The organism is Streptomyces sp. NPDC048290, from assembly GCF_040652095.1.
In the GTDB taxonomy this organism is placed as follows: Bacteria; Actinomycetota; Actinomycetes; order Streptomycetales; family Streptomycetaceae; genus Streptomyces.
This window is the reverse complement of sequence record NZ_JBEZLM010000005.1, coordinates 94,155-119,126: the sequence shown is the minus strand read 5'-3', so window position 1 is coordinate 119,126 and position 24,972 is coordinate 94,155. Positions and strand designations below refer to the sequence as shown.

The 24,972-nt window shown below is 71.5% G+C and carries 21 protein-coding genes and 1 pseudogene; 20 read left to right on the top strand and 2 right to left on the bottom strand.

Going from position 1 to position 24,972, the window contains the following annotated elements:
- Positions 1-46: 46 nt before the first annotated feature.
- The 15 genes and pseudogenes from pgsA to AB0D49_RS09885 all read left to right on the top strand — a co-directional run bounded on the left by pgsA (position 47) and on the right by AB0D49_RS09885 (position 17,080).
- Entirely contained in the window at positions 47-808 is a 762-nt protein-coding gene (pgsA, locus tag AB0D49_RS09955) for a phosphatidylinositol phosphate synthase (RefSeq protein WP_362754567.1), read from the top strand.
- The gene (locus AB0D49_RS09950) at positions 805-1,722 is read left to right on the top strand and encodes a phosphatidylinositol mannoside acyltransferase (protein ID WP_362753723.1); all 918 of its coding nucleotides are present in this window, start codon (positions 805-807) and stop codon (positions 1,720-1,722) included. The genes pgsA and AB0D49_RS09950 overlap by 4 nt, the downstream gene beginning before the upstream one ends.
- Positions 1,719-2,840, top strand: a pseudogene (locus AB0D49_RS09945) (glycosyltransferase family 4 protein); the annotation flags it as partial. The gene AB0D49_RS09950 and the pseudogene AB0D49_RS09945, both read left to right, overlap by 4 nt.
- 174 nt (positions 2,841-3,014) lie before the next feature.
- Positions 3,015-3,557, top strand: coding sequence for a hypothetical protein (locus tag AB0D49_RS09940; RefSeq protein ID WP_362753720.1), 543 nt, complete (start codon positions 3,015-3,017; stop codon positions 3,555-3,557).
- A 602-nt stretch (positions 3,558-4,159) separates the two neighbouring features.
- Complete coding sequence (gene pdxS / locus AB0D49_RS09935; protein WP_232029896.1) at positions 4,160-5,008, top strand: pyridoxal 5'-phosphate synthase lyase subunit PdxS; 849 nt, start codon at positions 4,160-4,162, stop codon at positions 5,006-5,008.
- 6 nt (positions 5,009-5,014) lie between these two features.
- The gene (gene pdxT / locus AB0D49_RS09930; protein ID WP_362753717.1) at positions 5,015-5,620 is read left to right on the top strand and encodes a pyridoxal 5'-phosphate synthase glutaminase subunit PdxT; all 606 of its coding nucleotides are present in this window, start codon (positions 5,015-5,017) and stop codon (positions 5,618-5,620) included.
- Between the two features lie 47 nt (positions 5,621-5,667).
- A complete protein-coding gene (locus tag AB0D49_RS09925) occupies positions 5,668-6,420 on the top strand; it encodes a YebC/PmpR family DNA-binding transcriptional regulator (RefSeq protein WP_362753714.1) in 753 nt (250 codons plus the stop codon).
- 147 nt (positions 6,421-6,567) lie between these two features.
- Entirely contained in the window at positions 6,568-7,137 is a 570-nt protein-coding gene (gene ruvC, locus AB0D49_RS09920; protein ID WP_362754562.1) for a crossover junction endodeoxyribonuclease RuvC, read from the top strand.
- Complete coding sequence (gene ruvA / locus AB0D49_RS09915) at positions 7,134-7,739, top strand: Holliday junction branch migration protein RuvA (protein WP_362753711.1); 606 nt, start codon at positions 7,134-7,136, stop codon at positions 7,737-7,739. The genes ruvC and ruvA overlap by 4 nt, the downstream gene beginning before the upstream one ends.
- Before the next feature lie 1,001 nt (positions 7,740-8,740).
- Positions 8,741-9,835 (top strand): Holliday junction branch migration DNA helicase RuvB, encoded by a 1,095-nt coding sequence (gene ruvB / locus AB0D49_RS09910; RefSeq protein WP_362753708.1) that lies wholly within the window; start codon positions 8,741-8,743, stop codon positions 9,833-9,835.
- Between the two features lie 163 nt (positions 9,836-9,998).
- Entirely contained in the window at positions 9,999-10,493 is a 495-nt protein-coding gene (gene yajC / locus AB0D49_RS09905) for a preprotein translocase subunit YajC (RefSeq protein ID WP_362753704.1), read from the top strand.
- Positions 10,494-10,625: 132 nt separating this feature from the next.
- Entirely contained in the window at positions 10,626-12,413 is a 1,788-nt protein-coding gene (secD, locus tag AB0D49_RS09900; RefSeq protein WP_362753701.1) for a protein translocase subunit SecD, read from the top strand.
- 1 nt (position 12,414) lies between these two features.
- On the top strand, positions 12,415-13,533 hold the full coding sequence (secF, locus tag AB0D49_RS09895) for a protein translocase subunit SecF (protein ID WP_362753698.1): 1,119 nt from the start codon (positions 12,415-12,417) through the stop codon (positions 13,531-13,533).
- Entirely contained in the window at positions 13,530-14,069 is a 540-nt protein-coding gene (locus tag AB0D49_RS09890) for an adenine phosphoribosyltransferase (RefSeq protein WP_362753695.1), read from the top strand. The genes secF and AB0D49_RS09890 overlap by 4 nt, the downstream gene beginning before the upstream one ends.
- Before the next feature lie 446 nt (positions 14,070-14,515).
- The gene (locus AB0D49_RS09885) at positions 14,516-17,080 is read left to right on the top strand and encodes a RelA/SpoT family protein (protein WP_362753692.1); all 2,565 of its coding nucleotides are present in this window, start codon (positions 14,516-14,518) and stop codon (positions 17,078-17,080) included.
- A gap of 220 nt (positions 17,081-17,300) precedes the next feature.
- Here AB0D49_RS09885 and AB0D49_RS09880 read toward each other — a convergent pair whose 3' ends face one another.
- The gene (locus AB0D49_RS09880) at positions 17,301-18,530 is read right to left on the bottom strand and encodes a DUF349 domain-containing protein (protein ID WP_362753689.1); all 1,230 of its coding nucleotides are present in this window, start codon (positions 18,528-18,530) and stop codon (positions 17,301-17,303) included.
- Between the two features lie 143 nt (positions 18,531-18,673).
- Complete coding sequence (locus AB0D49_RS09875) at positions 18,674-19,510, bottom strand: peptidylprolyl isomerase (protein ID WP_362753686.1); 837 nt, start codon at positions 19,508-19,510, stop codon at positions 18,674-18,676.
- A gap of 203 nt (positions 19,511-19,713) precedes the next feature.
- Here AB0D49_RS09875 and AB0D49_RS09870 point away from each other — a divergent pair, with 203 nt between their 5' ends.
- The 5 genes from AB0D49_RS09870 to rpsD all read left to right on the top strand — a co-directional run bounded on the left by AB0D49_RS09870 (position 19,714) and on the right by rpsD (position 24,958).
- Complete coding sequence (locus tag AB0D49_RS09870; protein WP_362753683.1) at positions 19,714-20,421, top strand: MBL fold metallo-hydrolase; 708 nt, start codon at positions 19,714-19,716, stop codon at positions 20,419-20,421.
- 13 nt (positions 20,422-20,434) lie between these two features.
- Positions 20,435-21,697: a histidine--tRNA ligase gene (gene hisS / locus AB0D49_RS09865; protein ID WP_362753680.1), complete on the top strand. Its 1,263-nt coding sequence runs from the start codon at positions 20,435-20,437 to the stop codon at positions 21,695-21,697.
- Between the two features lie 267 nt (positions 21,698-21,964).
- The gene (locus AB0D49_RS09860; RefSeq protein ID WP_362753677.1) at positions 21,965-22,624 is read left to right on the top strand and encodes a vitamin K epoxide reductase family protein; all 660 of its coding nucleotides are present in this window, start codon (positions 21,965-21,967) and stop codon (positions 22,622-22,624) included.
- A 56-nt stretch (positions 22,625-22,680) separates the two neighbouring features.
- A complete protein-coding gene (locus tag AB0D49_RS09855; protein WP_362753674.1) occupies positions 22,681-24,036 on the top strand; it encodes a replication-associated recombination protein A in 1,356 nt (451 codons plus the stop codon).
- A 307-nt stretch (positions 24,037-24,343) separates the two neighbouring features.
- Positions 24,344-24,958, top strand: coding sequence for a 30S ribosomal protein S4 (gene rpsD / locus AB0D49_RS09850; RefSeq protein WP_355733093.1), 615 nt, complete (start codon positions 24,344-24,346; stop codon positions 24,956-24,958).
- The last annotated feature ends 14 nt before the right edge of the window (positions 24,959-24,972 follow it).

Sequence of the window (24,972 nt, the reverse complement as noted above, 5' to 3'; positions counted from 1 at the left end):
CGCCTCCACGGTGCCCGGCGGTCGTACAAGCGCCCGCGTGACTACGATGGGCCAGCCGGTGGCCAGCAGGGGCCGCGCGGCGACAGCGACCCTTTGGAAGGCCATGCTGAACAAGTACGCGCGTGCATTCTTCACGCGTGTCCTCACTCCGTTCGCCGCGTTTCTCATCCGGAGGGGCGTCAGTCCGGACACGGTGACGCTGATCGGCACCGCCGGGGTGGTCGCGGGCGCGCTGGTCTTCTACCCCCGGGGCGAGTTCTTCTGGGGCACGGTCGTGATCACGCTGTTCGTCTTCTCCGACCTGGTCGACGGCAACATGGCCCGCCAGCTCGGCCGCTCCAGCCGCTGGGGCGCGTTCCTGGACTCCACGCTCGACCGGGTCGCGGACGGCGCGATCTTCGGCGGTTTCGCCCTCTGGTACGCCGGTCAGGGCGACAACGACGTCCTGTGCGCGGTGTCCATCTTCTGCCTGGCCAGCGGCCAGGTGGTGTCGTACACCAAGGCGCGCGGTGAGTCGATCGGGCTGCCGGTCGCCGTCAACGGGCTGGTCGAGCGGGCCGAGCGGCTGGTGATCTCGCTGGTCGCGGCCGGGCTCGCGGGCTTCGACACCTTCGGGGTCCCCGGTATCCACTGGCTGCTGCCCATCGCGCTGTGGATCGTCGCCGTCGGCAGCCTGGTCACGCTGGTCCAGCGGGTCGTCACGGTCCGCCGGGAGGCGGCCGAGGCGGACGCCGCCGGGGCGCAGGACAATGGAGCCGCGGACGGCGATTCCCCGGCGAACGCGTCCCACGGGAGCGAGGCGAAATGAGCGCACGGGAGCGGCTGACCGACGCGCTGTACGGCGCCGGGTGGGCCGGTGTGAAGAAGCTCCCGGAACCGGTCGCCGCGCGGCTCGGCCGTTCCGTCGCCGACGCGGCCTGGAAGCGGCGCGGCAAGGGCGTGCTCCGGCTGGAGAGCAACTACGCGCGCGTGGTCCCGGACGCGGGTCCCGAGCGGTTGCGGGAGCTGTCCCGCGCGGGGATGCGCTCGTACCTCCGCTACTGGATGGAATCTTTCCGGTTGCCCGCGTGGAGCCCCGAGCGGATCAGCGGCGGCTTCGAGGCCAAGGACATCCACCACCTCACCGAGGGCCTCGCCGCAGGCAAGGGGGTCGTCCTCGCCCTGCCCCACCTGGCGAACTGGGACCTGGCCGGCGCCTGGGTCACCACCGAGCTGAGGACCCCCTTCACCACGGTGGCGGAACGGCTCAAGCCGGAGACGCTCTACGACCGCTTCGTCGCCTATCGCGAGGGACTCGGCATGGAGGTCCTGCCGCACAGCGGCGGCAGCGCCTTCGGCACCCTGGCCCGGCGGCTGCGCGACGGCGGTCTGGTCTGTCTGGTCGCCGACCGTGACCTGTCCGCCTCCGGCGTGGAGGTGAGCTTCTTCGGCGCCACCGCGCGGATGCCCGCAGGACCCGCCCTGCTGGCCCAGCAGACCGGCTGTCTGCTGCTGCCGGTGACCCTCTGGTACGACGACTCGCCCGTCATGCGCGGCCAGGTGCATCCCCCGGTCGAGGTACCCGAGTCAGGTACCCGCGCCGAGAAGACGTCTGTCATGACGCAGGCGCTGGCCGATGCCTTCGCCTCGGGGATCGCCGACCATCCGGAGGACTGGCACATGTTGCAGCGATTGTGGGTCGAGGATCTCGAACCCCGCGCACCCGGTGAGGAGCGCACGTGAGGATCGGCATCGTCTGCCCGTACTCGTGGGACGTTCCCGGCGGCGTCCAGTTCCACATCCGTGACCTGGCCGAGTACTTCATCCGCCAGGGCCACGACGTGTCGGTGCTGGCCCCGGCCGACGACGACACCCCGCTGCCGCCGTACGTCGTCTCCGCGGGCCGCGCGGTGCCGGTGCCCTACAACGGGTCGGTGGCCCGGCTGAACTTCGGGTTCCTGTCCGCCGCGCGGGTACGGCGCTGGCTGCACGACGGGTCCTTCGACGTGGTGCACATCCACGAGCCGACCTCGCCCTCCCTCGGTCTGCTCACCTGCTGGGCCGCGCAGGGACCCATCGTCGCCACGTTCCACACCTCCAACCCGCGCTCCCGCGCCATGATCGCCGCGTATGCCATCCTCCAGGCGGCGCTGGAGAAGATCAGCGCGCGGATCGCGGTCAGCGAGTACGCCCGCCGCACCCTGGTCGAGCACCTGGGCGGCGACGCCGTGGTCATCCCCAACGGGGTCGATGTCGACTTCTTCGCCCGCGCGGAGCCCCGTCCCCAGTGGCAGGGCGACACCATCGGCTTCATCGGGCGGATCGACGAGCCCCGCAAGGGACTGCCCGTCCTCATGCGGGCGCTGCCCCACATCCTCGCCGAGCGCCCGCAGACCCGGCTCCTGGTGGCCGGGCGCGGCGACGAGGAGCACGCGGTGGCGGAGCTGCCGAAGGAGCTGCGCTCGCGGGTCGAGTTCCTCGGCATGATCAGCGACGAGGACAAGGCCCGCTTCCTGCGCAGCGTCGACCTGTACGTGGCGCCCAACACCGGCGGGGAGAGCTTCGGGATCATCCTGGTCGAGGCGATGTCCGCCGGTGCTCCGGTGCTCGCCTCCGACCTGGCCGCCTTCGCCCAGGTCCTCGACCAGGGCGCCGCCGGTGAACTGTTCGTCAACGAGGACGCGGACGCCCTCGCCAAGACGGCCGTACGGCTGCTCGGCGACCCCCGGCGCCTGGCGGAGCTGCGGGACCGGGGCAGCGCCCACGTCCGCCGCTTCGACTGGTCCACGGTCGGCGCGGACATCATGTCCGTGTACGAGACGGTGACGGCGGGCGCCGCGGCGGTGGCGGCGGACGAACGGGCCCAGGAGGGGCGGGGCGGACGCGGCGGGCATGGGGGCGAGCGCGGTGGCTCCGGTGGTTCCAACGGGGACGGCGGCGGGCTGCGGGCGCGGCTGGGGCTCGCGCGGGACTGAGGCCGCCCTGCGCGGGACCTATGACCGGCCTACTCCGACGACCCCCTAAGGTGACCGTCCGTGACCGCAACCCTGATCTGGATTCTCGTCGCCCTCGTGGCGATCGGCCTCTACCTGAGCTGGACCGCCGGGCGACTGGACCGGCTGCACGCGCGGATCGACGCCACCCGCGCGGCGCTGGACGCCCAGTTGCTGCGCCGGGCCTCGGTCGCCCAGGAACTGGCCACCTCGGGAGTGCTGGACCCGGCCGCGTCCATCGTGCTCTACGAGGCCGCGCACGCCGCCCGGCAGGCCGAGGAGGAGCAGCGCGAGGTCGCCGAGAGCGAGCTGAGCCAGGCGCTGCGGGCCGTCTTCGCCGACCCCCACCAGGTCGAGGGCGTCCGCGAGGCGCCCGGCGGAGAGGCGGCGGCCCACGAACTGACGGAGGCGGTACGGCGGGTCCCCATGGCCCGGCGCTTCCACAACGACGCGGTCGGTGCGGCGCGGCGGCTGCGGGAGCACCGCAAGGTGCGCTGGTTCCGGCTGGCGGGCCACGCGCCCTTCCCGATGGCCTTCGAGATGGACGACGAGCCGCCGGGGGCGCTGGTGGAGCGGGCGGCTTGAGGGGCGCCGGGCCTCTTGAGGGGGCGGGCTGCTTGAGAGGGTGGGTCTCTTGAGGGGGCGGGCTGCTTGAGGGGGCCCGTCCGAGAGGGGCCGCCTGCCGGGAAGGGGCGCGGGCTGGCGCGGGCGTGCGCTGGAGCGGGCGCCCAGGAGCCTCGCCCCGGGGCTGAGCGGAGCGGGCGCTAAGACCCCCGTCCGATTGCCCTCCCCTTGGCGGGCGCCCAGGGACCCATTTCCCTGGCAGGTACACAAGCCCCTCAACTCCCCGGCCGGGGACCCAAGCCCTCCCATTCCCCAGGCGGGCCCCCAAGACCCCGGCCCGCACCCAGCGCATCCCCCGCGCCTATTGCCCCCATGCCAATCCCCCCCCATGCCAATCCCCGCCCACCCGCCACACCCGCCCCCACCAACCCCACCAAAACGATCCACCACCTCCCCATTGGCCCTTGCCGTGGCCTGGTCACCTCACGTTTCCTCGGTGCAGCACCGCCCCTGTTCACCGGTGCCGCACCCACCCTCTTCACCCAGTGAGGTCACCCGTGTCCACCACGCTTCCCGACTCCGCCCAGACCCCCGAGACCGGCACCGCGCGTGTGAAGCGCGGCATGGCCGAGCAGCTCAAGGGCGGTGTGATCATGGATGTCGTCACCCCGGAGCAGGCGAAGATCGCCGAGGACGCGGGCGCCGTCGCCGTCATGGCCCTGGAGCGTGTCCCGGCCGACATCCGCAAGGACGGCGGCGTGGCCCGCATGTCCGACCCGGACATGATCGAGGGCATCATCGAGGCCGTCTCCATCCCGGTCATGGCCAAGTCCCGGATCGGCCACTTCGTGGAGGCCCAGGTCCTCCAGTCGCTCGGTGTGGACTACATCGACGAGTCCGAGGTGCTCACCCCGGCCGACGAGGTCAACCACTCCGACAAGTGGGCGTTCACCACCCCCTTCGTCTGCGGTGCCACCAACCTCGGTGAGGCGCTGCGCCGGATCGCCGAGGGCGCCGCCATGATCCGCTCCAAGGGCGAGGCCGGTACCGGCAACGTCGTGGAGGCCGTCCGCCACCTGCGTCAGATCAAGAACGAGATCGCCCGGCTGCGCGGCTACGACAACAACGAGCTGTACGCCGCCGCCAAGGACCTGCGCGCCCCCTACGAGCTGGTCAAGGAGGTCGCGGAGCTGGGCAAGCTGCCGGTCGTGCTGTTCTCGGCGGGCGGGGTCGCCACCCCGGCCGACGCCGCGCTGATGCGCCAGCTCGGTGCCGAGGGCGTCTTCGTCGGCTCCGGCATCTTCAAGTCCGGCGACCCCGCCAAGCGCGCCGCCGCCATCGTGAAGGCGACCACCTTCTACGACGACCCGAAGATCATCGCGGACGCGTCCCGCAACCTCGGCGAGGCCATGGTCGGCATCAACTGCGACACCCTGCCCGAGGCCGAGCGCTACGCCAACCGCGGCTGGTAGGCACCGGTGAGCTGCCCTGTCGTAGGCGTCCTGGCACTCCAGGGCGACGTACGGGAGCACCTGGTCGCCCTGGCCGCGGCGGACGCCGTGGCCAGGCCGGTCCGGCGCCCCGAGGAACTCGCCGAGGTCGACGGGCTGGTGGTACCCGGCGGCGAGTCCACCACCATCTCCAAGCTGGCCGTCCTGTTCGGCCTCATGGAGCCGCTCCGCGCGCGGGTCCGCGCCGGAATGCCGGTCTACGGCACCTGCGCGGGCATGATCATGCTCGCCGACAAGATCCTCGACCCGCGCTCGGGCCAGGAGACCGTCGGCGGCATCGACATGATCGTGCGGCGCAACGCCTTCGGCCGGCAGAACGAGTCCTTCGAGGCCGCCGTCGAGGTCACGGGCGTCGCCGGGGGACCGGTGGAGGGCGTCTTCATCCGCGCCCCATGGGTCGAGTCGGTCGGCGCCGCGGTGGAGGTGCTCGCCACGTACGACGGACATGTGGTCGCGGTTCGCCAGGGCAACGCCCTTGCCACGTCGTTCCACCCGGAACTGACCGGCGACCACCGGATGCACGCGCTCTTTGTCGACATGGTGCGCGAAGAGCGGGCGGTGGAGTCCTTGTAGGATCTCAGGCGTCCTACAGAGATGGGTTACGCGAAGGAGACAGGCAGATGTCCGGCCACTCTAAATGGGCCACGACGAAGCACAAGAAGGCCGTGATCGACGCCAAGCGCGGCAAGCTCTTCGCGAAGCTGATCAAGAACATCGAGGTCGCGGCGCGCATGGGCGGCGCGGACCTCGAAGGCAATCCGACGCTCTACGACGCGGTCCAGAAGGCCAAGAAGCAGTCCGTCCCGAACAAGAACATCGACTCCGCGATCAAGCGCGGCGGTGGTCTTGAGGCCGGTGGCGCCGAGTACGAGACGATCATGTACGAGGGCTACGGCCCCAGCGGTGTCGCGGTGCTCATCGAGTGCCTCACCGACAACCGCAACCGCGCCGCCTCCGAGGTCCGGGTCGCCATGACCCGCAACGGCGGCTCCATGGCCGACCCCGGCTCGGTGTCGTACCTCTTCCACCGCAAGGGCGTGATCATCGTCCCCAAGGCAGGGCTGACCGAGGACGACGTCCTCGGCGCCGTGCTGGACGCGGGCGCGGAGGAGGTCAACGACCTCGGCGAGTCCTTCGAGGTGATCAGCGAGGCCACCGACCTGGTCGCGGCCCGCACCGCGCTCCAGCAGGCCGGGATCGACTACGACTCGGCCGAGGCCAACTTCGTCCCGACCATGCAGGTCGAGCTGGACGAAGACGGCGCCAGGAAGATCTTCAAGCTGATCGACGCCCTGGAGGACAGCGACGACGTGCAGAACGTCTTCGCCAACTTCGACGTCAGCGACGAGGTCATGGAGAAGGTCGACGCGTAGCGCGCGCGGCGGGCCGTACGGGCTCAACGGGCCGACGGGGCAACCCCGTCGGCCCGTCGCTTTGCCGGGAGTCGCTCAGGGGCGATGTCAGTGGCAGCGGATAGCCTGCACGAACAGTCGAACGAGCGGGACGAGGGGGAGGGGCCGGTGCGGGTACTCGGGGTGGACCCCGGTCTGACGCGCTGCGGGGTCGGGGTCGTCGAGGGCGTCGCGGGCCGCCCGCTGACCATGCTCGGCGTCGGGGTCGTCCGCACCCCGGCGGACGCGGACCTCGGCCACCGCCTGGTCGCCGTGGAACGGGGCATCGAGGAGTGGCTTGACCGCCACCGCCCCGAGTTCGTCGCCGTGGAGCGTGTCTTCAGCCAGCACAACGTGCGGACGGTGATGGGCACGGCCCAGGCCAGCGCCGTCGCCATGCTGTGCGCCGCCCGCCGCGGCATCCCGGTCGCCCTGCACACCCCCAGCGAGGTCAAGGCCGCCGTCACCGGCTCAGGACGCGCCGACAAGGCCCAGGTCGGCGCCATGGTCACCCGGCTGCTCCGGCTCGACGCCCCGCCGAAACCGGCCGACGCCGCCGACGCCCTGGCCCTCGCCATCTGCCACATCTGGCGCGCGCCCGCGCAGAACCGGCTGCAACAGGCCGTGGACCGGCACACCGCGCGCGGCCCCCGCGTCCCGCCCGCCCAGCACCCCGCCCCGAAAGGCCGTACGGCATGATCGCCTTCGTCAGCGGCACGGTCGCCGCACTCGCCCCGGACGCCGCCGTGATCGAGGTGGGCGGGGTCGGCATGGCCGTCCAGTGCACCCCGAACACCCTGTCCACGCTCCGCCTCGGCCGCCCCGCCAAGCTGCACACCTCCCTGGTCGTCCGCGAGGACTCCCTGACCCTGTACGGCTTCGTGGACGACGACGAGCGCCAGGTCTTCGCCCTGCTCCAGACGGCGAGCGGGGTCGGTCCGCGGCTGGCCCAGGCGATGCTGGCCGTGCACACCCCGGACGCCCTGCGCCGGGCGGTCGCCACGGCCGACGAGAAGGCGCTCACGGCCGTGCCCGGCATCGGCAAGAAGGGCGCCCAGAAGCTGCTGCTGGAGCTGAAGGACCGGCTCGGCGAGCCGATCGGCGCCCCCGTGGTCGGCGCCCCCGTCAGCACCGGCTGGCGGGACCAGTTGCACGCCGCCCTGATCGGCCTCGGGTACGCCACACGCGAGGCCGACGAGGCGGTCGCCGCGGTGACGCCCCAGGCGGAGGCCGCCCAGGGCACGCCCCAGGTGGGGCACCTGCTGAAGGCGGCCCTCCAGACCCTGAACCGAACACGCTGAGCCGGGGACACCGGGTGAGGGTCATGGGGCGGGGGTGTCCGACGTCGCCGGGGGGAGCCTCGGCGACCGTTCCGGGGCGGGCGGCGGACGGGGCCGGTTCCGGGCCGGTGCCCGCGGTGCTCGCCGGCCTTGGCCGCGACGGTTCGGGGTCCGGTCCTGTCGTACCGGGCTGTGACCGCGCGGGTTCCGGGTCCGTGACCCGGCCGTACGGCTGCCGCGACTGTCCGGGTTCGGGGTCCGTGATCCCGCCGTATGGCTGCCGTGACTGTGCGGGTTCGGGGTCCGTGACCCGGCCGTATGGCTGCCGCGACTGTCTGGGTTCGGGGTCCGTGATCCCGCCGTATGCCTGCCGTGACCGTGCGGGTTCCGGGCGCCCGACCCCGCCGTATGGCTGCCGTGACCGTGCGGGTTCGGGGTCCGTGAGCCCGCCGTACAGCTGCCCGGAACCAGCGCGGTCCGGGCGCCCGACCCCGCCGTACAGCCGCCACGACCGCGCTGCTTCCGAGCGCCCCACCCCGCCGTACCGCTGCCCCGACCGTGCCGGTTCCGGGTCGGCGACCCCGCCGTACCGCCGCCCCGACCATGCCGTTCCCGCTCCCGCAGGCCCCCGACCATGCCACACCCTGCCCCCGATCACACCGGACCCCGCCCCGCAGGCGCCCCGGCACACACCACGCCGCCCACCCGAGGCACGTACCCCCGCCATACAGCCCGCTGCCCCGGAGCCGTACCCCGCCCCCGACCGGCCGCCCCGCCGCCAGCGGTGCCGCGCACCCCACCCCGCCCCATTCCCGCCGTCCCCCGGCGTGATCCTCCGCGCACCCCGCCCGCCGTCACCCGGCGCAAGCCCCCGCGCACCCCACCCGCCCCCGCCCCGGCGTGAGCCCCCGCGCACCCCACCCGCCCCCGTCCCGGCGTGAGCCACCTCGTACCCCACCCGCCGTCCTGAGCCCCCCGATCGCCACCCCGGCCGACCGTCCGCCACCCCAAGGAGACCCGCAGTGAACTGGGACGACCCGACCGACAGCCCCGCCGCCGAGCCGCTCCCCGGTGCCGACGCGGAGCGACTGGTCGGCTCGGCCGCCGACCGTGAGGACCAGGCGGTCGAGGCCGCGCTGCGCCCCAAGGACCTGGACGAGTTCATCGGCCAGGAGAAGGTCCGCGAGCAGCTCGACCTGGTGCTGCGCGCCGCCCGCGCGCGCGGCGCCACCGCCGACCACGTCCTGCTCTCCGGCGCCCCCGGCCTCGGCAAGACCACCCTCTCCATGATCATCGCGGCCGAGATGGGCGCCCCCATCCGCATCACCTCCGGGCCCGCCATCCAGCACGCCGGGGACCTGGCCGCGATCCTCTCCTCGCTCCAGGAGGGCGAGGTGCTCTTCCTGGACGAGATCCACCGCATGTCCCGCCCCGCCGAGGAGATGCTGTACATGGCGATGGAGGACTTCCGGGTCGACGTGATCGTCGGCAAGGGCCCCGGCGCCACCGCCATCCCCCTGGAACTGCCCCCCTTCACCCTGGTCGGCGCCACGACCCGGGCCGGACTGCTGCCGCCCCCGCTGCGCGACCGCTTCGGCTTCACCGCGCACATGGAGTTCTACGAGCCCGCCGAGCTGGAGCGGGTCGTCCACCGCTCCGCCCATCTCCTGGACGTCGAGATCGACACCGAGGGCGCCGCCGAGATCGCCGGCCGCTCCCGTGGCACGCCCCGGATCGCCAACCGGCTGCTGCGCCGGGTCAGGGACTACGCGCAGGTCAAGGCCGACGGGAACATCACCAGAGAGATCGCGGGCGCCGCCCTCAAGGTGTACGAGGTGGACGCGCGGGGCCTCGACCGGCTCGACCGGGCCGTCCTGGAGGCCCTGCTGAAGCTGTTCGCGGGCGGACCGGTCGGGCTGTCGACGCTCGCCGTGGCCGTGGGGGAGGAGCGGGAGACGGTCGAGGAGGTCGCCGAACCGTTCCTGGTCAGGGAGGGGCTCCTCGCGCGCACTCCCCGTGGCCGGGTGGCCACTCCGGCGGCCTGGGCGCACCTCGGTCTCACCCCGCCCCGCACTGGGCCTGCGGGAAACGGACAACAGGACCTGTTCAGGACGTGACGGCGAGGTTCTGGCCTGCACAGGAACCCCGGTGCCATGCTGAGCGTTGTTCCCTGCGCGCGGACTCGCTTAGACTCCGCCGATGCCGCCCTTGTCGGCGGCTGACAATCCCCCAACCATCAGGCCGCTTCCCACCGCGGTCGTGTGAAGGAAGTTCCGACCCGTGAGTCTCGTGACCCTCCTCCCGTTCATCGTGCTCATCGGGGCCATGTTCCTGATGACCCGGTCGGCGAAGAAGAAGCAGCAGCAAGCCGCCGACATGCGGAACCAGATGCAGCCGGGCTCCGGCGTCCGCACCATCGGGGGCATGTACGCGACGGTGAAGGAAGTCAGCGAGGACACGGTCCTCCTCGACGCCGGGCCGGGCGTCGACCTGCTCTTCGCCAAGAACTCGATCGGCGCCGTGCTGTCGGACGACGAGTACAACCGCATCGTCCACGGCATCGAGCACGACCTGAAGTCCGACTCCGACACCGTCCCGGACGACGCCTCGGCGCTGACCGACACCGACCAGCCCGCCGACGCCGCCTCCTCCGACGACAAGCCGGTCGACCTCGGCAAGCAGGACGCCGCCGACGAGCCCTCCGACGCCGCCTCCGCCGGGGCGAAGAAGGACGACGAGCCGAAGAAGACCGACGGCGACTCCGACGCGAAGTAGTCGTGCCCCGGGGCGTGCGGGCCAGGCCCTCACGCCCCGGAGTGCGCCCAGCTCGCACGGGACCCCGACACCATGTCATGGCCGTCCGCCCGCCGACCCGGAGCGCGGCGGCCCGAGAGGGAGTACGAGAAGGTGGCAGCACCTAAAAAGGGCCGCAACGCGAGCGCCCAGAGCAAGCCGGGGCGCTCGCTGGTCCTGATCCTGATCGCCATCGTGGCGCTCACGGGAGGCATGTTCGCCTCCGGACACACCACTCCGCGTCTCGGCATCGACCTCGCCGGCGGCACCAGCATCACGCTCACGGCGGTCAACGAACCCGGCCAGCCCAACGCGATCAACAAGACCAACATGGCCACCGCGGTCGACATCATGGAGCGCCGGGTCAACGGCCTCGGTGTCTCCGAGGCCGAGGTCCAGACGCAGGGCGATCGCAACATCATCGTCAACGTCCCCAAGGGCACCAACTCCGAGCAGGCCCGGGAGCAGGTCGGCACCACGGCCAAGCTGTTCTTCCGCCCGGTCCTCCAGCGCGAGGCCGCGGTCGACCCCGCCGCCACCCCGAGCCCCAGCGCCAGCGGCAGCCCCTCCGGCTCGCCGTCGCCGAGCGCGTCCACCTCGGCCTCCAGCGGCGACGAGTCGGCCAGCCCCTCGGCCGACTCCTCCGCGAGCCCCTCGTCCTCGGCCACCTCGCAGGGCCGCGCCGTCACCGACGCCCTCAAGGCCGACGAGACGCCGTCCGCCAGCGCCTCCTCGTCCGCCAGTGACGCCGCCAGCCCCTCGCCCTCCGCGAGCGAGAGCGCCGCCACCGACGCCGACACCAAGCTCCAGGCCGAGTACGCCGCGCTGAACTGCGCCGACCCCGACCAGCGCACCGAGGCCGGCCAGGGCGCCAAGCCCGAGCAGTCCACGGTCGCCTGCGGCCAGGACGGCGGCGTCTGGAACAAGTTCCTGCTCGGCCCGGTCGGTGTCGACGGCACCGAGATCGACAAGGCCGAGGCGATCTTCGACACCCAGAGCGCGGCGGGCTGGAAGGTGGTGATGGACTTCAACTCCGCGGGAGCCAAGAAGTTCGCCGACATCACCGGCACGCTCGCCAGCCAGACATCGCCGATGAACGAGTTCGCGATCGTCCTGGACGACGAGGTCGTCTCCCACCCCTATGTGAGCACCGCGATCACCGGCGGCAACGCCGAGATCTCCGGCAGCTTCACCCAGGAGCAGGCCGAGAGCCTCTCCAACATGCTCTCCTACGGTGCGCTCCCGCTCTCCTTCAAGGAGTCCAGCGTGACCACCGTGACCGCCGCGCTCGGCAGCGAGCAGCTGCACGCCGGTCTGATCGCGGGCGCCATCGGTCTGGCCCTGGTCGTGATCTACCTGGTCGCCTACTACCGCGGCCTGGCGCTGGTCGCCCTCGCCTCGCTGCTGATCTCCGCCGCCCTGACCTACGTGATCATGTCGCTGCTCGGCCCGGCCATCGGCTTCGCGCTGAACCTGCCCGCGGTCTGCGGTGCCATCGTCGCCATCGGCATCACGGCGGACTCGTTCATCGTCTACTTCGAACGGGTCCGGGACGAGATCCGCGAGGGCCGCTCCCTGCGCCCCGCCGTGGAGCGGGCCTGGCCGCGCGCCCGGCGCACCATCCTGGTCTCCGACTTCGTGTCGTTCCTGGCCGCCGCCGTGCTCTTCGTGGTCACCGTCGGCAAGGTCCAGGGCTTCGCGTTCACGCTCGGTCTGACCACGCTGCTCGATGTCGTCGTGGTGTTCCTCTTCACCAAGCCGCTGCTGACGCTGCTCGCCAAGACGAAGTTCTTCGGGAAGGGCCACAGCTGGTCCGGTCTCGACCCGAAGCGCCTCGGCGTCCAGCCCCCGCTGCGCCGCACCCGCCGCCCCGTCGCCCCCGTCGAACCGAAGGAGGCGTGAGATGTCGAAGCTCGGCACCCTCGGCGCCCGGCTCCACCGCGGCGAGGTCGGATACGACTTCGTCAAGAACCGCAAGCTCTGGTACGGGATCTCCATCCTGATCACCATCACGGCGATCGTCGGCCTCGCGGTGCGCGGGCTGAACATGGGCATCGAGTTCCAGGGCGGCGCGGTCTTCACCACCCCGAAGACCAGCGCCTCGATCGCCCAGGCCGAGACCTACGCCGAGGAGGCGGCCGGGCACCAGGCCGTCGTGCAGGAACTCGGCTCGGGCGGACTGCGCATCCAGATCTCCGGCGTGGACACCGCCAAGTCGGACCAGATCAAGCAGGACCTCGCACAGAACCTGAAGGTCGACGCGGAGGCCATCAACGCCGATCTGGTCGGTCCCAGCTGGGGCGAGCAGATCGCCAACAAGGCATGGCAGGGCCTGGCGATCTTCCTGGTCCTGGTGGTGATCTATCTGGCCATCGCCTTCGAGTGGAGAATGGCGATCGCCGCGTTCATCGCGCTGATCCACGACATCACCATCACCGTCGGTATCTACGCCCTGGTCGGCTTCGAGGTCACCCCGGGCACGGTGATCGGTCTGCTGACCATCCTCGGCTATTCCCTGTACGACACGGTGGTGGTCTTCGACTCCCTCAAGGAACAGACGAAGGACATCACCAAACAGACCCGCTTCACCTACAGCGACATCGCCAACCTCTCGATCAACAGCACCCTGGTCCGCTCCATCAACACCACGGTGGTCGCGCTGCTGCCGGTGGCGGGCCTGCTGTTCATCGGCGGCGGTGTGCTCGGCGCGGGCACGCTCAACGACATCTCGCTGTCGCTGTTCGTCGGCCTCGCGGCCGGTGCGTACTCCTCGATCTTCATCGCCACCCCGCTGGTCGCCGACCTCAAGGAGCTGGAGCCGCAGATGAAGGCCCTGCGCAAGCGGGTCCTCGCCAAGCGTGCCCAGACCGCCGAGGAGGGCGCCCAGCCCGCGCCCCGCACCGGCGGCGGCGAGGAGACCTTCGACGACCTGCCCGAGGACGTGGCAGCCGCCGTCGTGGGCCCGCGCAACCAGCCGGCGCGCAACCGGGGCCGAGGCCGTCCGTCGGGCAAGCGCCGATGACGGACATCAGGGAGCTGCTCCTCAGCCGTATCCGGGACGTCGCCGACTATCCGGAGCCGGGCGTGACCTTCAAGGACATCACGCCGCTGCTGGCGGACCCGGCCGCGTTCGGCGCGCTGACCGACGCGCTCGCCGACGTCGTCGTCCGCCAGGGCGCCACCAAGGTGGTGGGGCTGGAGGCACGCGGGTTCATCCTGGGCGCCCCGGTCGCCGTCCGCGCGGGCGTCGGCTTCATCCCGGTCCGCAAGGCGGGCAAGCTCCCCGGAGCCACCCTGAGCCAGGCGTACGACCTGGAGTACGGCTCGGCGGAGATCGAGGTGCACGCCGAGGACCTCACCGCGGGCGACCGGGTCCTGGTCGTGGACGACGTCCTGGCCACCGGGGGCACCGCGGAGGCGTCGCTGAAGCTGATCCGCCGGGCGGGCGCCGAGGTCGCGGGCGTCGCCGTCCTCATGGAGCTGTCCTTCCTCGACGGCCGCAGCCGCCTGGAGCGCTCCCTCGGGGACATCCCGCTGGAGGCACTGCTCACCATCTGAGCGGGACGGCCACCGCCGACCGGACGCGACCGGCGTCCCACGGGACGCGACCGCCGACCGGCAGGACCTTTTCCGGGCGCCCCGGGCTTCGGCCCGGGGCGCCCGTCTGTGTCCCTGGGGCGGGCGGCCTGCAAGGAGCCCCGCCTCTGTCCCTGGGGGGCGGCCCCATAAGGAGCCCCGTCCGTGTCCGTGGGAGAGGCCCACAAGGAGCCCCGCCCATGTCCCCGGAGGCGGCTCATAGGAGCCCCGCCCGCGCCCCCGGGACCGCCCCGCAGGGCCCCCGCCCGTTTCCCCCGCCGACCCACAGGGAATCAAACCTCCCCTCACCGGTGTTTTCCGGCCAAAGGTCCGCAGATCGTCCTGAAGGCGATGTCGAAGCCCAGGATCGCTACCATGGGGTCTCCGGAGCCTGACCGGGGGACCCGGATCGCGCACGAGGAGCCCTCTTGCCAGACGAGGCCCAGCACCTGACCGCCGCCAAGCCCGAGCCCGGCTCGGAGCCCGCGGCCCAGCCCGCGCCGCACGCGAAGAACACGCAGCACACGCAGGACGAGCCGCGCGGGTCGGTCGAGCATGCCCAGTCGGCCCCCGTGGAGCGGCCCGCCGAGGCCGCGCGTCCCAAGCCGGCCCCGCCCGAGCGTTCCCCCGCGATCCGCCCCACCCCGCCGCCCCCGGTCCCCGTCTCCACCCAGCAGCCCGCCGCCCGCTCCGGCTCCTCCAACCGGGTCCGGGCCCGGCTCGCCCGCCTCGGCGTCCAGCGCTCCAACCCGTACAACCCGGTCCTGGAGCCGCTGCTGCGGATAGTGCGCAGCAACGATCCGAAGATCGAGACCGCCACGCTCCGCCAGATCGAGAAGGCGTACCAGGTCGCCGAGCGCTGGCACCGCGGCCAGAAGCGCAAGAGCGGCGACCCCTACATCACCCACCCGCTCGCCGTCACCACCATCCTCGCCGAGCTGGGCATGGACCCCGCCACGCTGATGGCCGGACTGCTGCACGACACGGTCGAGGACACCGAGTACGGCCTCGAGCAGCTCCGCCGGGACTTCGGCGACCAGGTCGCCCTGCTGGTCGACGGCGTCACCAAACTGGACAAGGTCAAGTTCGGTGAGGCGGCCCAGGCCGAGACCGTACGCAAGATGGTCGTCGCCATGGCCAAGGACCCCCGCGTCCTGGTCATCAAGCTCGCCGACCGGCTGCACAACATGCGCACCATGCGCTACCTCAAGCGCGAGAAGCAGGAGAAGAAGGCGCGCGAGACCCTGGAGATCTACGCGCCGCTCGCCCACCGCCTGGGCATGAACACCATCAAGTGGGAACTGGAGGACCTCGCCTTCGCGATCCTCTACCCCAAGATGTACGACGAGATCGTCCGGCTGGTCGCCGAGCGGGCACCCAAGCGGGACGAGTACCTCGCCATAGTGACCGACGAGGTCCAGCAGGACCTGCGCTCGGCCCGTATCAAGGCCACCGTCACCGGCCGCCCCAAGCACTACTACAGCGTCTACCAGAAGATGATCGTCCGCGGCCGGGACTTCGCGGAGATCTACGACCTGGTCGGCATCCGTGTCCTGGTGGACACCGTCCGCGACTGCTACGCGGCCCTGGGCACCGTCCACGCGCGCTGGAACCCCGTCCCGGGGCGCTTCAAGGACTACATCGCGATGCCCAAGTTCAACATGTACCAGTCACTGCACACCACGGTCATCGGCCCCAACGGCAAGCCCGTCGAACTCCAGATCCGCACCTTCGACATGCACCGCCGCGCCGAGTACGGCATCGCCGCGCACTGGAAGTACAAGCAGGAGGCCGTCGCCGGTGCCTCCAAGGTGCGCACCGATGTGCCCAAGGCCGGCAAGGGCAAGGACGACCATCTCAACGACATGGCGTGGCTGCGCCAGCTCCTCGACTGGCAGAAGGAGACGGAGGACCCGGGCGAGTTCCTGGAGTCCCTGCGCTTCGACCTGTCCCGCAACGAGGTCTTCGTCTTCACCCCCAAGGGCGATGTCATAGCGCTCCCCGCGGGCGCGACCCCGGTGGACTTCGCGTACGCCGTCCACACCGAGGTCGGCCACCGCACCATAGGGGCCCGGGTCAACGGCCGGCTCGTCCCGCTGGAGTCCACCCTCGACAACGGCGACCTGGTGGAGGTCTTCACCTCCAAGGCGTCCGGCGCGGGCCCCTCCCGCGACTGGCTGGGCTTCGTGAAGTCGCCGCGCGCCCGCAACAAGATCCGCGCCTGGTTCTCCAAGGAGCGCCGCGACGAGGCGATCGAGCAGGGCAAGGACGCCATCGTCCGCGCCATGCGCAAGCAGAACCTGCCGATCCAGCGCATCCTGACCGGTGACTCCCTGGTCACTCTCGCGCACGAGATGCGCTACCCCGACATCTCCGCGCTGTACGCGGCGATCGGCGAGGGACATGTCTCGGCGCAGAACATCGTGCAGAAGCTCGTGCAGTCCTTCGGCGGCGAGGAGGCGGCCACCGAGGAGATCGACGAGTCCGTACCGCCCGTCCGGGGCCGCAGTCGCAAGCGCCGCTCCAGCGCCGACCCGGGCGTGGTCGTCAAGGGCGTCGACGACGTCTGGGTCAAGCTGGCCCGCTGCTGCACCCCGGTGCCGGGCGACCCGATCATCGGGTTCGTCACCCGGGGCAGTGGTGTCTCGGTCCACCGCAGCGACTGCGTCAACGTGGACTCACTGTCCCGCGAGCCCGAACGCATCCTGGAGGTCGAGTGGGCGCCCACCCAGTCCTCGGTCTTCCTGGTCGCCATCCAGGTCGAGGCGCTGGACCGCTCCCGGCTGCTCTCGGACGTCACCCGGGTGCTCTCCGACCAGCACGTCAATATCCTCTCGGCGGCCGTCCAGACCTCCCGCGACCGGGTCGCCACCTCCCGCTTCACCTTCGAGATGGGCGACCCCAAGCACCTGGGCCACGTCCTGAAGGCGGTCAGGGGCGTGGAGGGCGTGTACGACGTGTACCGGGTGACATCGGCGCGCAGCCGGTCGTAGGACGAGGCCCCCAGAGGCACCTCAGAGGGGCACCTCAGAGGCACCCCAGAGGCACCCCTGAGGCATCCCAGAGGCATCTAGGGGCATCCCAGAAGCACCTCAAGAGGCGCCTGCGGGGGGCACCAGCCCCCGCCCGGCCCAACAGAAAGGGGCTCCCGAGGGAGCCCCTTTCCCGTGCCCGCGGCAGCCGACGGTCAACAGCCGACCGGCGCCCGACGGCTCAGCCGCCGAACTCCTGAAGCCCCTTCAGCGCCTGGTCCAGCAGCGCCTGCCGGCCCTCCAGCTCCTTCTGGAGCTTGTCGGCCCTGGCGTCATTGCCCTGGGCGCGCGCCTGCTCGATCTGCTTGCCGAGCTTGTCGACGGCCGCCTGGAGCTGACCGGTGAGTCCCGCGGCCCGCGCACGGGCCTCCGGGTTGGTCCGGCGCCACTCGGCCTCCTCGGCCTCCTGGATCGCCCGCTCCACCGCGTGCATCCGGCCCTCGACCTTCGGGCGGGCGTCGCGCGGGACGTGCCCGATGGCCTCCCACCGCTCGTTGAGCTGGCGGAACGCGGCGCGCGCGGCCTTCAGATCGGTGACCGGGAGGATCTTCTCGGCCTCACCGGCCAGCTCCTCCTTGAGCTTGAGGTTCTCCGACTGCTCCGCGTCCCGCTCGGCGAACAGCGAGCTGCGGGCGGCGAAGAAGACGTCCTGGGCGCCGCGGAAGCGGTTCCACAGGTCGTCCTCGTGCTCGCGCTGGGCGCGGCCCGCCGCCTTCCACTCCGCCATCAGCTCGCGGTAGCGGGCGGCCGTGGGACCCCAGTCCGTGGAGTCGGACAGCGCCTCCGCCTCGGTGACCAGCCGCTCCTTGGTCTTGCGGGCGTCCTCGCGCTGCGCGTCGAGCTGCGCGAAGTGCGCCTTGCGCCGCTTGGAGAACGCGGAGCGGGCGTGCGAGAAGCGGTGCCACAGCTCGTCGTCCGACTTGCGGTCGAGCCGGGGCAGGCCCTTCCAGGTGTCCACCAGCGCCCGCAGCCGCTCACCAGCGGACCGCCACTGGTCGGACTGCGCCAGCTGCTCGGCCTCGGTGACCAGGGCCTCCTTGGCGTCCCGGGCCTCGTCCGCCTGCTTGGCGCGCTGGGCCTTGCGCTCCTCGCGCCGGGCCTCCACCTGCCCCACGAGCGTGTCCAGCCGGGTCCGCAGCGCGTCCAGATCGCCCACCGCGTGGTGCGCGTCCACCTGCTCGCGCAGATGGTCGATGGCGGTCTGGGCGTCCTTCGCGGACAGGTCGGTGGTCTTCACCCGCTTTTCGAGGAGGCCGATCTCGACCACCAGGCCCTCGTACTTGCGCTCGAAGTAGGCCAGTGCCTCATCGGGGGAGCCGGCCTGCCAGGAGCCGACGACCTGCTCGCCGTCGGCCGTACGCACGTACACGGTCCCCGTCTCGTCGACGCGGCCCCACGGGTCGCTGCTCACAGCGCCTCCTCCACATGATGCCCCGAGGGGCTTCGGCGCCCCCGGGCATCGTCCACAGTTTCGTCACCGCCAACATAGGCGACCGGCGGGTTGCCTGTCCGCATCCAGCGCGAGCGAAATTCCGCAGTTCGCCGCCCTGCGGGTCAGGACTTCTCGACCGTCGCCTTGTCGATCACGACGGTCGCGTTGGGCGCCCCGTCACCCATGCCGGTGTTCTCCCCGGCGTCGGCGATCTTCTTCAGCACGGCCATCCCGGCCTCGGAGACCGTACCGAAGGGCGTGTAGTCCGGCGGCAGCGGACTGTCCTGGTAGACCAGGAAGAACTGGCTGCCGCCGCTGTCCCGGCCCTCGTTCGTCTGCGCGTTGTACTGGTTGGCCATCGCGACCGTGCCCGCCGGGTACACCTGGCCCTCCAGCACCTTGTCCTTGAGGTTCTCGTCCGGGATGGTGTAGCCCGGCCCGCCGGTGCCGTCGCCCTTGGGGTCGCCGCACTGGAGGACGTAGATCCCGCTGCTGGTCAGGCGGTGGCAGGTGGTGTGGTCGAAGTAGCCCTCACCGGCCAGGAACGAGAACGAGTTCACCGTGCGCGGCGCCGCCGACGCCTTCAGCGCGATGTCGATGTCCCCGCAGGTCGTCGCCAGCGTCATGGTGTACTTCGCCGACTTGTCGATGGACACCGCGGGCTCCTTGTCCCACGTCTTGGTCGCCACCTCGCCCGCCGCCGGCTTCTCGCACGGGTCGGGCGCCGGGCTGCTCGGCGACGCGCTCGGCGTCGAGTCCGTCGCCGCGCTCGCGCTGTCGTCGCCCTTGAAGGCGTCCGTCGTCCACAGCACGAGGCCGCCGATCAGAACGACACCGACCGCCGACGCGATCACCGCGTTGCGGGTGCGCGACTTGCGGCGGGCGTCGGTACGCCGCTGCTGCTGCCGCAAGAACTTCTCCCGGGCGAGCTGACGCCGCCGCTGCTCCTGGCTGACCACCGGGTTTACTCCTCATGCGTCTCGTACGTCGGCCGCGGGGCGGACGCGTCGGGTGAGCCGACCGCCTGCGTGTGCCCCGTACCGTATATGGGTTACCTGAGGATCTGGCAGCGCCGGTAGGCTCTGACGGCGGGCGCAGCCGGTGTCCGGCCGCCCGCGGAGACGCGAAACCGCTGCCCGAACCGACACAACGAAGGACGATCGTGCTCATTGCCGGGTTCCCCGCCGGGGCCTGGGGGACGAACTGTTATCTCGTCGCCCCCGCCGCCGGAGAGGAGTGCGTGATCATCGATCCGGGCCACCAGGCCGCCCCCGGGGTCGAGGAGGCCCTGCGCAAGCACCGGCTCAAGCCCGTCGCGGTCGTCCTCACCCATGGCCACATCGACCATGTGGCGTCGGTCGTCCCGGTGTGCGGCGCGCATGACGTGCCCGCCTGGATCCACCCCGCCGACCGGTACATGATGAGCGACCCCGAGAAGGCGCTCGGCCGCTCCATCGGTATGCCGCTGATGGGTGAGCTGACCGTCGGCGAGCCGGACGACGTGCGGGAGCTGTCCGACGGCGCCGCGCTGGACCTCGCGGGACTGGAGTTCTCCGTCGCGCACGCGCCGGGCCATACCAAGGGGTCGGTGACCTTCCGGATGCCCGAGACCGCCGACGTCCCGTCGGTGTTCTTCGCCGGGGATCTGCTGTTCGCCGGCTCCATCGGACGCACCGACCTGCCCGGCGGTGACATGGCCGAGATGCTCGACTCGCTGGCCCGTGTGTGCCTGCCGCTCGACGACTCGACCGTGGTGCTGTCCGGACACGGCGCCCAGACGACCATCGGCCAGGAGCGCGCCACCAACCCGTATCTGCGGCAGGTGGCCGCCGGCCTCGGGAGCGCCGACGCTCCCCGACGAGGAATGTGACGAGAGACCTTCCGTGAGTACCTTCCAGGCCCCCAAGGGCACCTACGACCTGATCCCGCCGCGCTCGGCGGTCTTCCTCGCGGTCCGCGAGGCGATCGCGGCCCCGCTGCGCGACGCGGGCTACGGCTATATCGAGACGCCCGGCTTCGAGAGCGTCGAACTGTTCGCGCGCGGGGTGGGCGAGTCCACCGACATCGTCACCAAGGAGATGTACGCCTTCGAGACCAAGGGCGGCGACCGCCTCGCCCTGCGCCCCGAAGGCACCGCCTCCGTACTGCGCGCCGCGCTGGAGGCCAATCTGCACCGCGCGGGCAACCTCCCCGTCAAGCTCTGGTACTCGGGCTCCTACTACCGCTACGAGCAGCCCCAGGCGGGCCGCTACCGGCACTTCTCGCAGGTCGGCGCCGAGGCGATCGGCGCGGAGGACCCGGCGCTCGACGCCGAGCTGATCATCCTGGCCGACCAGGCGTACCGCTCGCTGGGCCTGAGGACCTTCCGCATCCTGCTCAACAGCCTCGGCGACCAGGAGTGCCGCCCCGTCTACCGGGCCGCCCTCCAGGACTTCCTGCGCGGTCTCGACCTGGACGAGGACACCCTGCGCCGGGCGGAGATCAACCCGCTGCGGGTCCTCGACGACAAGCGCGCCGAGGTGCAGAAGCAGCTCACCGGCGCCCCGCTGCTGCGCGACTACCTCTGCGACGCCTGCAAGGCGTATCACGAGGAGGTCCGTGAGCTGATCACCGCGGCGGGCGTCGCCTTCGAGGACGACCCGCGGCTGGTGCGCGGCCTGGACTACTACACCCGCACCACCTTCGAGTTCGTCCACGACGGACTCGGCGCCCAGTCCGCGGTCGGCGGCGGCGGACGCTACGACGGCCTCTCGGAGATGATCGGCGGCCCCGCGCTGCCGTCCGTCGGCTGGGCCCTCGGCGTCGACCGCACGGTCCTCGCCCTGGAGGCGGAGGGCGTCGCCCTCGACCTCCCGGCGCCGACCAGCGTCTACGCCGTACCGCTCGGCGAGGAGGCCCGGCGGGTGCTGTTCGCCAAGGTCACCGAGTTGCGCAAGGCGGGCGTCGCGGCCGACTTCGCGTTCGGCGGCCGGGGTCTGAAGGGCGCCATGAAGAACGCCAACCGCAGCGGCGCCCGCTATGCCGTCGTGGCCGGTGAGCGGGACCTCGCCGAGGGCGTCGTCCAGCTCAAGGACATGGAGTCCGGCGAACAGACGGCGATCGGGGTGGGCGAGATCGTCGCGGAGCTGGAGTCCCGGCTCGGCTGAGCGGAACTGGAGTCCCGGCTCGGCTGAGCCGCCACCGACGACCGGGCAGGGGCGCCCCCCGCGTGCCCCTGCCCGCACCGCCCCCCAGGGACGTCCGTCAGCCGTGCCGCCAGGGCCGTCCGGCCCGAATACCTGTCCGGAAGGCACCGCTCACGAGGGACCATGGGCCTTTCTCACCTCGTCACGACCCTGCCCGTACACGCCGGTGCGGCACAATGGCGATGCCCGAAGCACTCCCCACCCCCCACCAGTGACGGAATCGGCGTGATGAGCAAGACGACACTCAACGACGTCTCCACCGAGCCCGGACCGACGGCCTCCGCACCGGCCGGGACCGGCGCGGTCGGCGCCGGCCGGGCCTTCGCGCTCATGCTGGTGATCACGGGCGCCGCCGGGCTGCTGGCCGCCTGGGTGATCACGCTCGACAAGTTCAAGATCCTCGAAGCGAAGGTCGCGGGCGAGACCTATGTCCCGGGGTGCAGCGTCAACCCCGTCGTCTCCTGCGGCTCCATCATGGAGAGCGACCAGGCGTCCGCGTTCGGCTTCCCCAACCCGATGCTCGGACTCGCCGCGTACGCCGTCGTCATCTGTGTCGGCGTCACGCTGCTGACCCGGGTCAGTTTCCCGCGCTGGTACTGGCTCACCTTCAACGCGGGCACGCTGTTCGGCGTCGGCTTCTGCACCTGGCTCCAGTTCCAGTCCCTGTACCGGATCAACGCGCTGTGCCTGTGGTGCTCGCTGGCCTGGGTCGCCACGATCGTCATGTTCTGGTATGTCACCTCCTTCAACGTCCGCAACGGCTTCCTGCCGGCCCCGGGCCCGGTCAAGCGCTTCCTGGCCGAGTTCACCTGGGTCCTGCCGGTCACCCATGTCGGTGTGATCGCCATGCTGATCCTGACCCGCTGGGGCGCGGACCTCTGGGCCTGAGCCCGGTCCTGGGGGACGCCCCCGCCGTTGTCAGTGCCGTGATTTAGGGTTTCAGCGTGGAGCCCGATCTGTTCACCGCCGCCGCCGAAGAACGCCAGGAGAAGGACCCGTCCGCGAGTCCGCTGGCGGTGCGGATGCGTCCGCGCACGCTCGACGAGGTCGTCGGGCAGCAGCATCTCCTCAAGCCCGGATCTCCGCTGCGGCGGCTGGTGGGGGAGGGCGCCGGAGGTCCCGCGGGACCGTCCTCGGTGATCCTCTGGGGCCCGCCCGGCACCGGTAAGACGACCCTCGCGTATGTGGTCTCCAAGGCCACCAACAAGCGGTTCGTGGAGCTGTCCGCGATCACCGCCGGGGTCAAGGAGGTCCGCGCGGTCATCGACGGGGCGCGGCGGGCCACCGGCGGCTTCGGCAAGGAGACCGTCCTCTTCCTCGACGAGATCCACCGCTTCAGCAAGGCCCAGCAGGACTCCCTGCTGCCCGCCGTGGAGAACCGCTGGATCACCCTGATCGCCGCCACCACCGAGAACCCCTACTTCTCGGTGATCTCCCCGCTGCTCTCCCGCTCCCTGCTGCTCACCCTGGAACCCCTCACGGACGACGACCTGCGCGCACTGCTGCGCCGGGCGCTCACCGCCGAGCGCGGACTGAAGGCGTCCGTCACGCTCCCCGAGGACACCGAGGGTCATCTGCTGCGGATCGCGGGCGGTGACGCCCGCCGGGCGCTGACCGCGCTGGAGGCCGCCGCGGGCGCCGCCCTCGACAAGGGCGAGACGGAGATCGGCCTCACCACCCTGGAGGAGACCGTCGACCGGGCGGCCGTCAAATACGACCGCGACGGCGACCAGCACTACGACGTGGCGAGCGCCCTGATCAAGTCCATCCGCGGCTCCGACGTCGACGCGGCGCTGCACTACCTGGCCCGGATGATCGAGGCGGGCGAGGACCCCCGGTTCATCGCCCGCCGACTGATGATCTCGGCGAGCGAGGACATCGGCCTCGCCGACCCCACCGCGCTGCCCCTCGCCGTGGCCGCCGCCCAGGCCGTCGCCATGATCGGCTTCCCGGAGGCCGCCCTCACCCTCAGCCACACCACCATCGCCCTCGCCCTGGCCCCCAAGTCCAACGCCGCGACCACCGCCATCGGCGCCGCCCTGGAGGACGTCCGCAAGGGACTGGCGGGCCCCGTGCCGCCGCATCTGCGGGACGGGCATTACAAGGGCGCCGAAAAGCTCGGCCACGCCCAGGGTTACGTGTACCCGCACGACCTGCCCCAGGGCATCGCCGAGCAGCAGTACGCCCCGGACGCCCTCAAGGACCGCGCGTACTACACCCCGACCCGGCACGGAGCGGAGGCGCGGTACGCCGACGCCGTCGAATGGACCCGGAAGCACCTCGGTCGCAAGCCCTCCTGAGCAGCCTGTAGACTCGCCCGAGTGCTGCGTCCCGCGCTGTCAGAGCGGGACATCCAGCCGGAACCCCCAGCGGGTTCCAGGAGCGTCGCGCACCGTCGAACGGTGTCGCGGGCAGCCCACCACCCCCCCCGTCGTACCGATGTGTACGGCAGGACACGGCCGGTGGGCCACTCGCGTGCTGCACGTATGTGCCCAGACCAGGGGAGCGGCTGCCCACCCGGCCCGGCAACGGACCAGGCGGGTTTCCCCGGCTGCGGATGCGACCTCCCGCCCCTCCTGACAAGCCGAACCAAGGAAATGAGAGACAGTGGCGAACCAGTCCCGCCCCAAGGTCAAGAAGTCGCGTGCCCTCGGCATCGCGCTGACCCCCAAGGCCGTCAAGTACTTCGAGGCCCGCCCCTACCCGCCGGGCGAGCACGGCCGTGGCCGCAAGCAGAACTCGGACTACAAGGTCCGTCTGCTGGAGAAGCAGCGGCTGCGCGCGCAGTACGACATCTCCGAGCGTCAGCTGGTCCGCGCCTACGACCGCGCGTCCAAGGTCCAGGGCAAGACCGGTGAGGCCCTGATCGTGGAGCTGGAGAAGCGCCTCGACGCGCTGGTCCTGCGCTCGGGCATCGCCCGCACGATCTACCAGGCCCGCCAGATGGTCGTCCACGGCCACATCCAGGTCAACGGCAAGAAGGTCGACAAGCCGTCCTTCGTCGTGCGCCCGGACGACGTCGTGCAGGTCCGCGACCGCAGCAAGGACAAGACGCTGTTCCAGATCTCCCGCGAAGGCGGCTTCGCCCCCGACGGCGAGACCCCGCGCTACCTCCAGGTGAACCTCAAGGCCCTGGCGTTCCGCCTGGACCGCGACCCGAACCGCAAGGAGATCCCGGTGATCTGCGACGAGCAGCTCGTCGTCGAGTACTACGCCCGCTGATCCGGACGTAGCAC

Bases quoted from the DNA above. Each gene is read 5' to 3' on its own strand.
- ruvA (WP_362753711.1), top strand. From the start codon at position 7,134: ATGATCGCCTTCGTCAGCGGCACGGTCGCCGCACTCGCCCCGGACGCC.
- AB0D49_RS09860 (WP_362753677.1), top strand. From the start codon at position 21,965: ATGAGCAAGACGACACTCAACGACGTCTCCACCGAGCCCGGACCGACG.
- AB0D49_RS09925 (WP_362753714.1), top strand. From the start codon at position 5,668: ATGTCCGGCCACTCTAAATGGGCCACGACGAAGCACAAGAAGGCCGTG.
- secF (WP_362753698.1), top strand. From the start codon at position 12,415: ATGTCGAAGCTCGGCACCCTCGGCGCCCGGCTCCACCGCGGCGAGGTC.
- pdxS (WP_232029896.1), top strand. From the start codon at position 4,160: ATGGCCGAGCAGCTCAAGGGCGGTGTGATCATGGATGTCGTCACCCCG.
- AB0D49_RS09890 (WP_362753695.1), top strand. From the start codon at position 13,530: ATGACGGACATCAGGGAGCTGCTCCTCAGCCGTATCCGGGACGTCGCC.
- AB0D49_RS09950 (WP_362753723.1), top strand. From the start codon at position 805: ATGAGCGCACGGGAGCGGCTGACCGACGCGCTGTACGGCGCCGGGTGG.
- pgsA (WP_362754567.1), top strand. From the start codon at position 47: ATGGGCCAGCCGGTGGCCAGCAGGGGCCGCGCGGCGACAGCGACCCTT.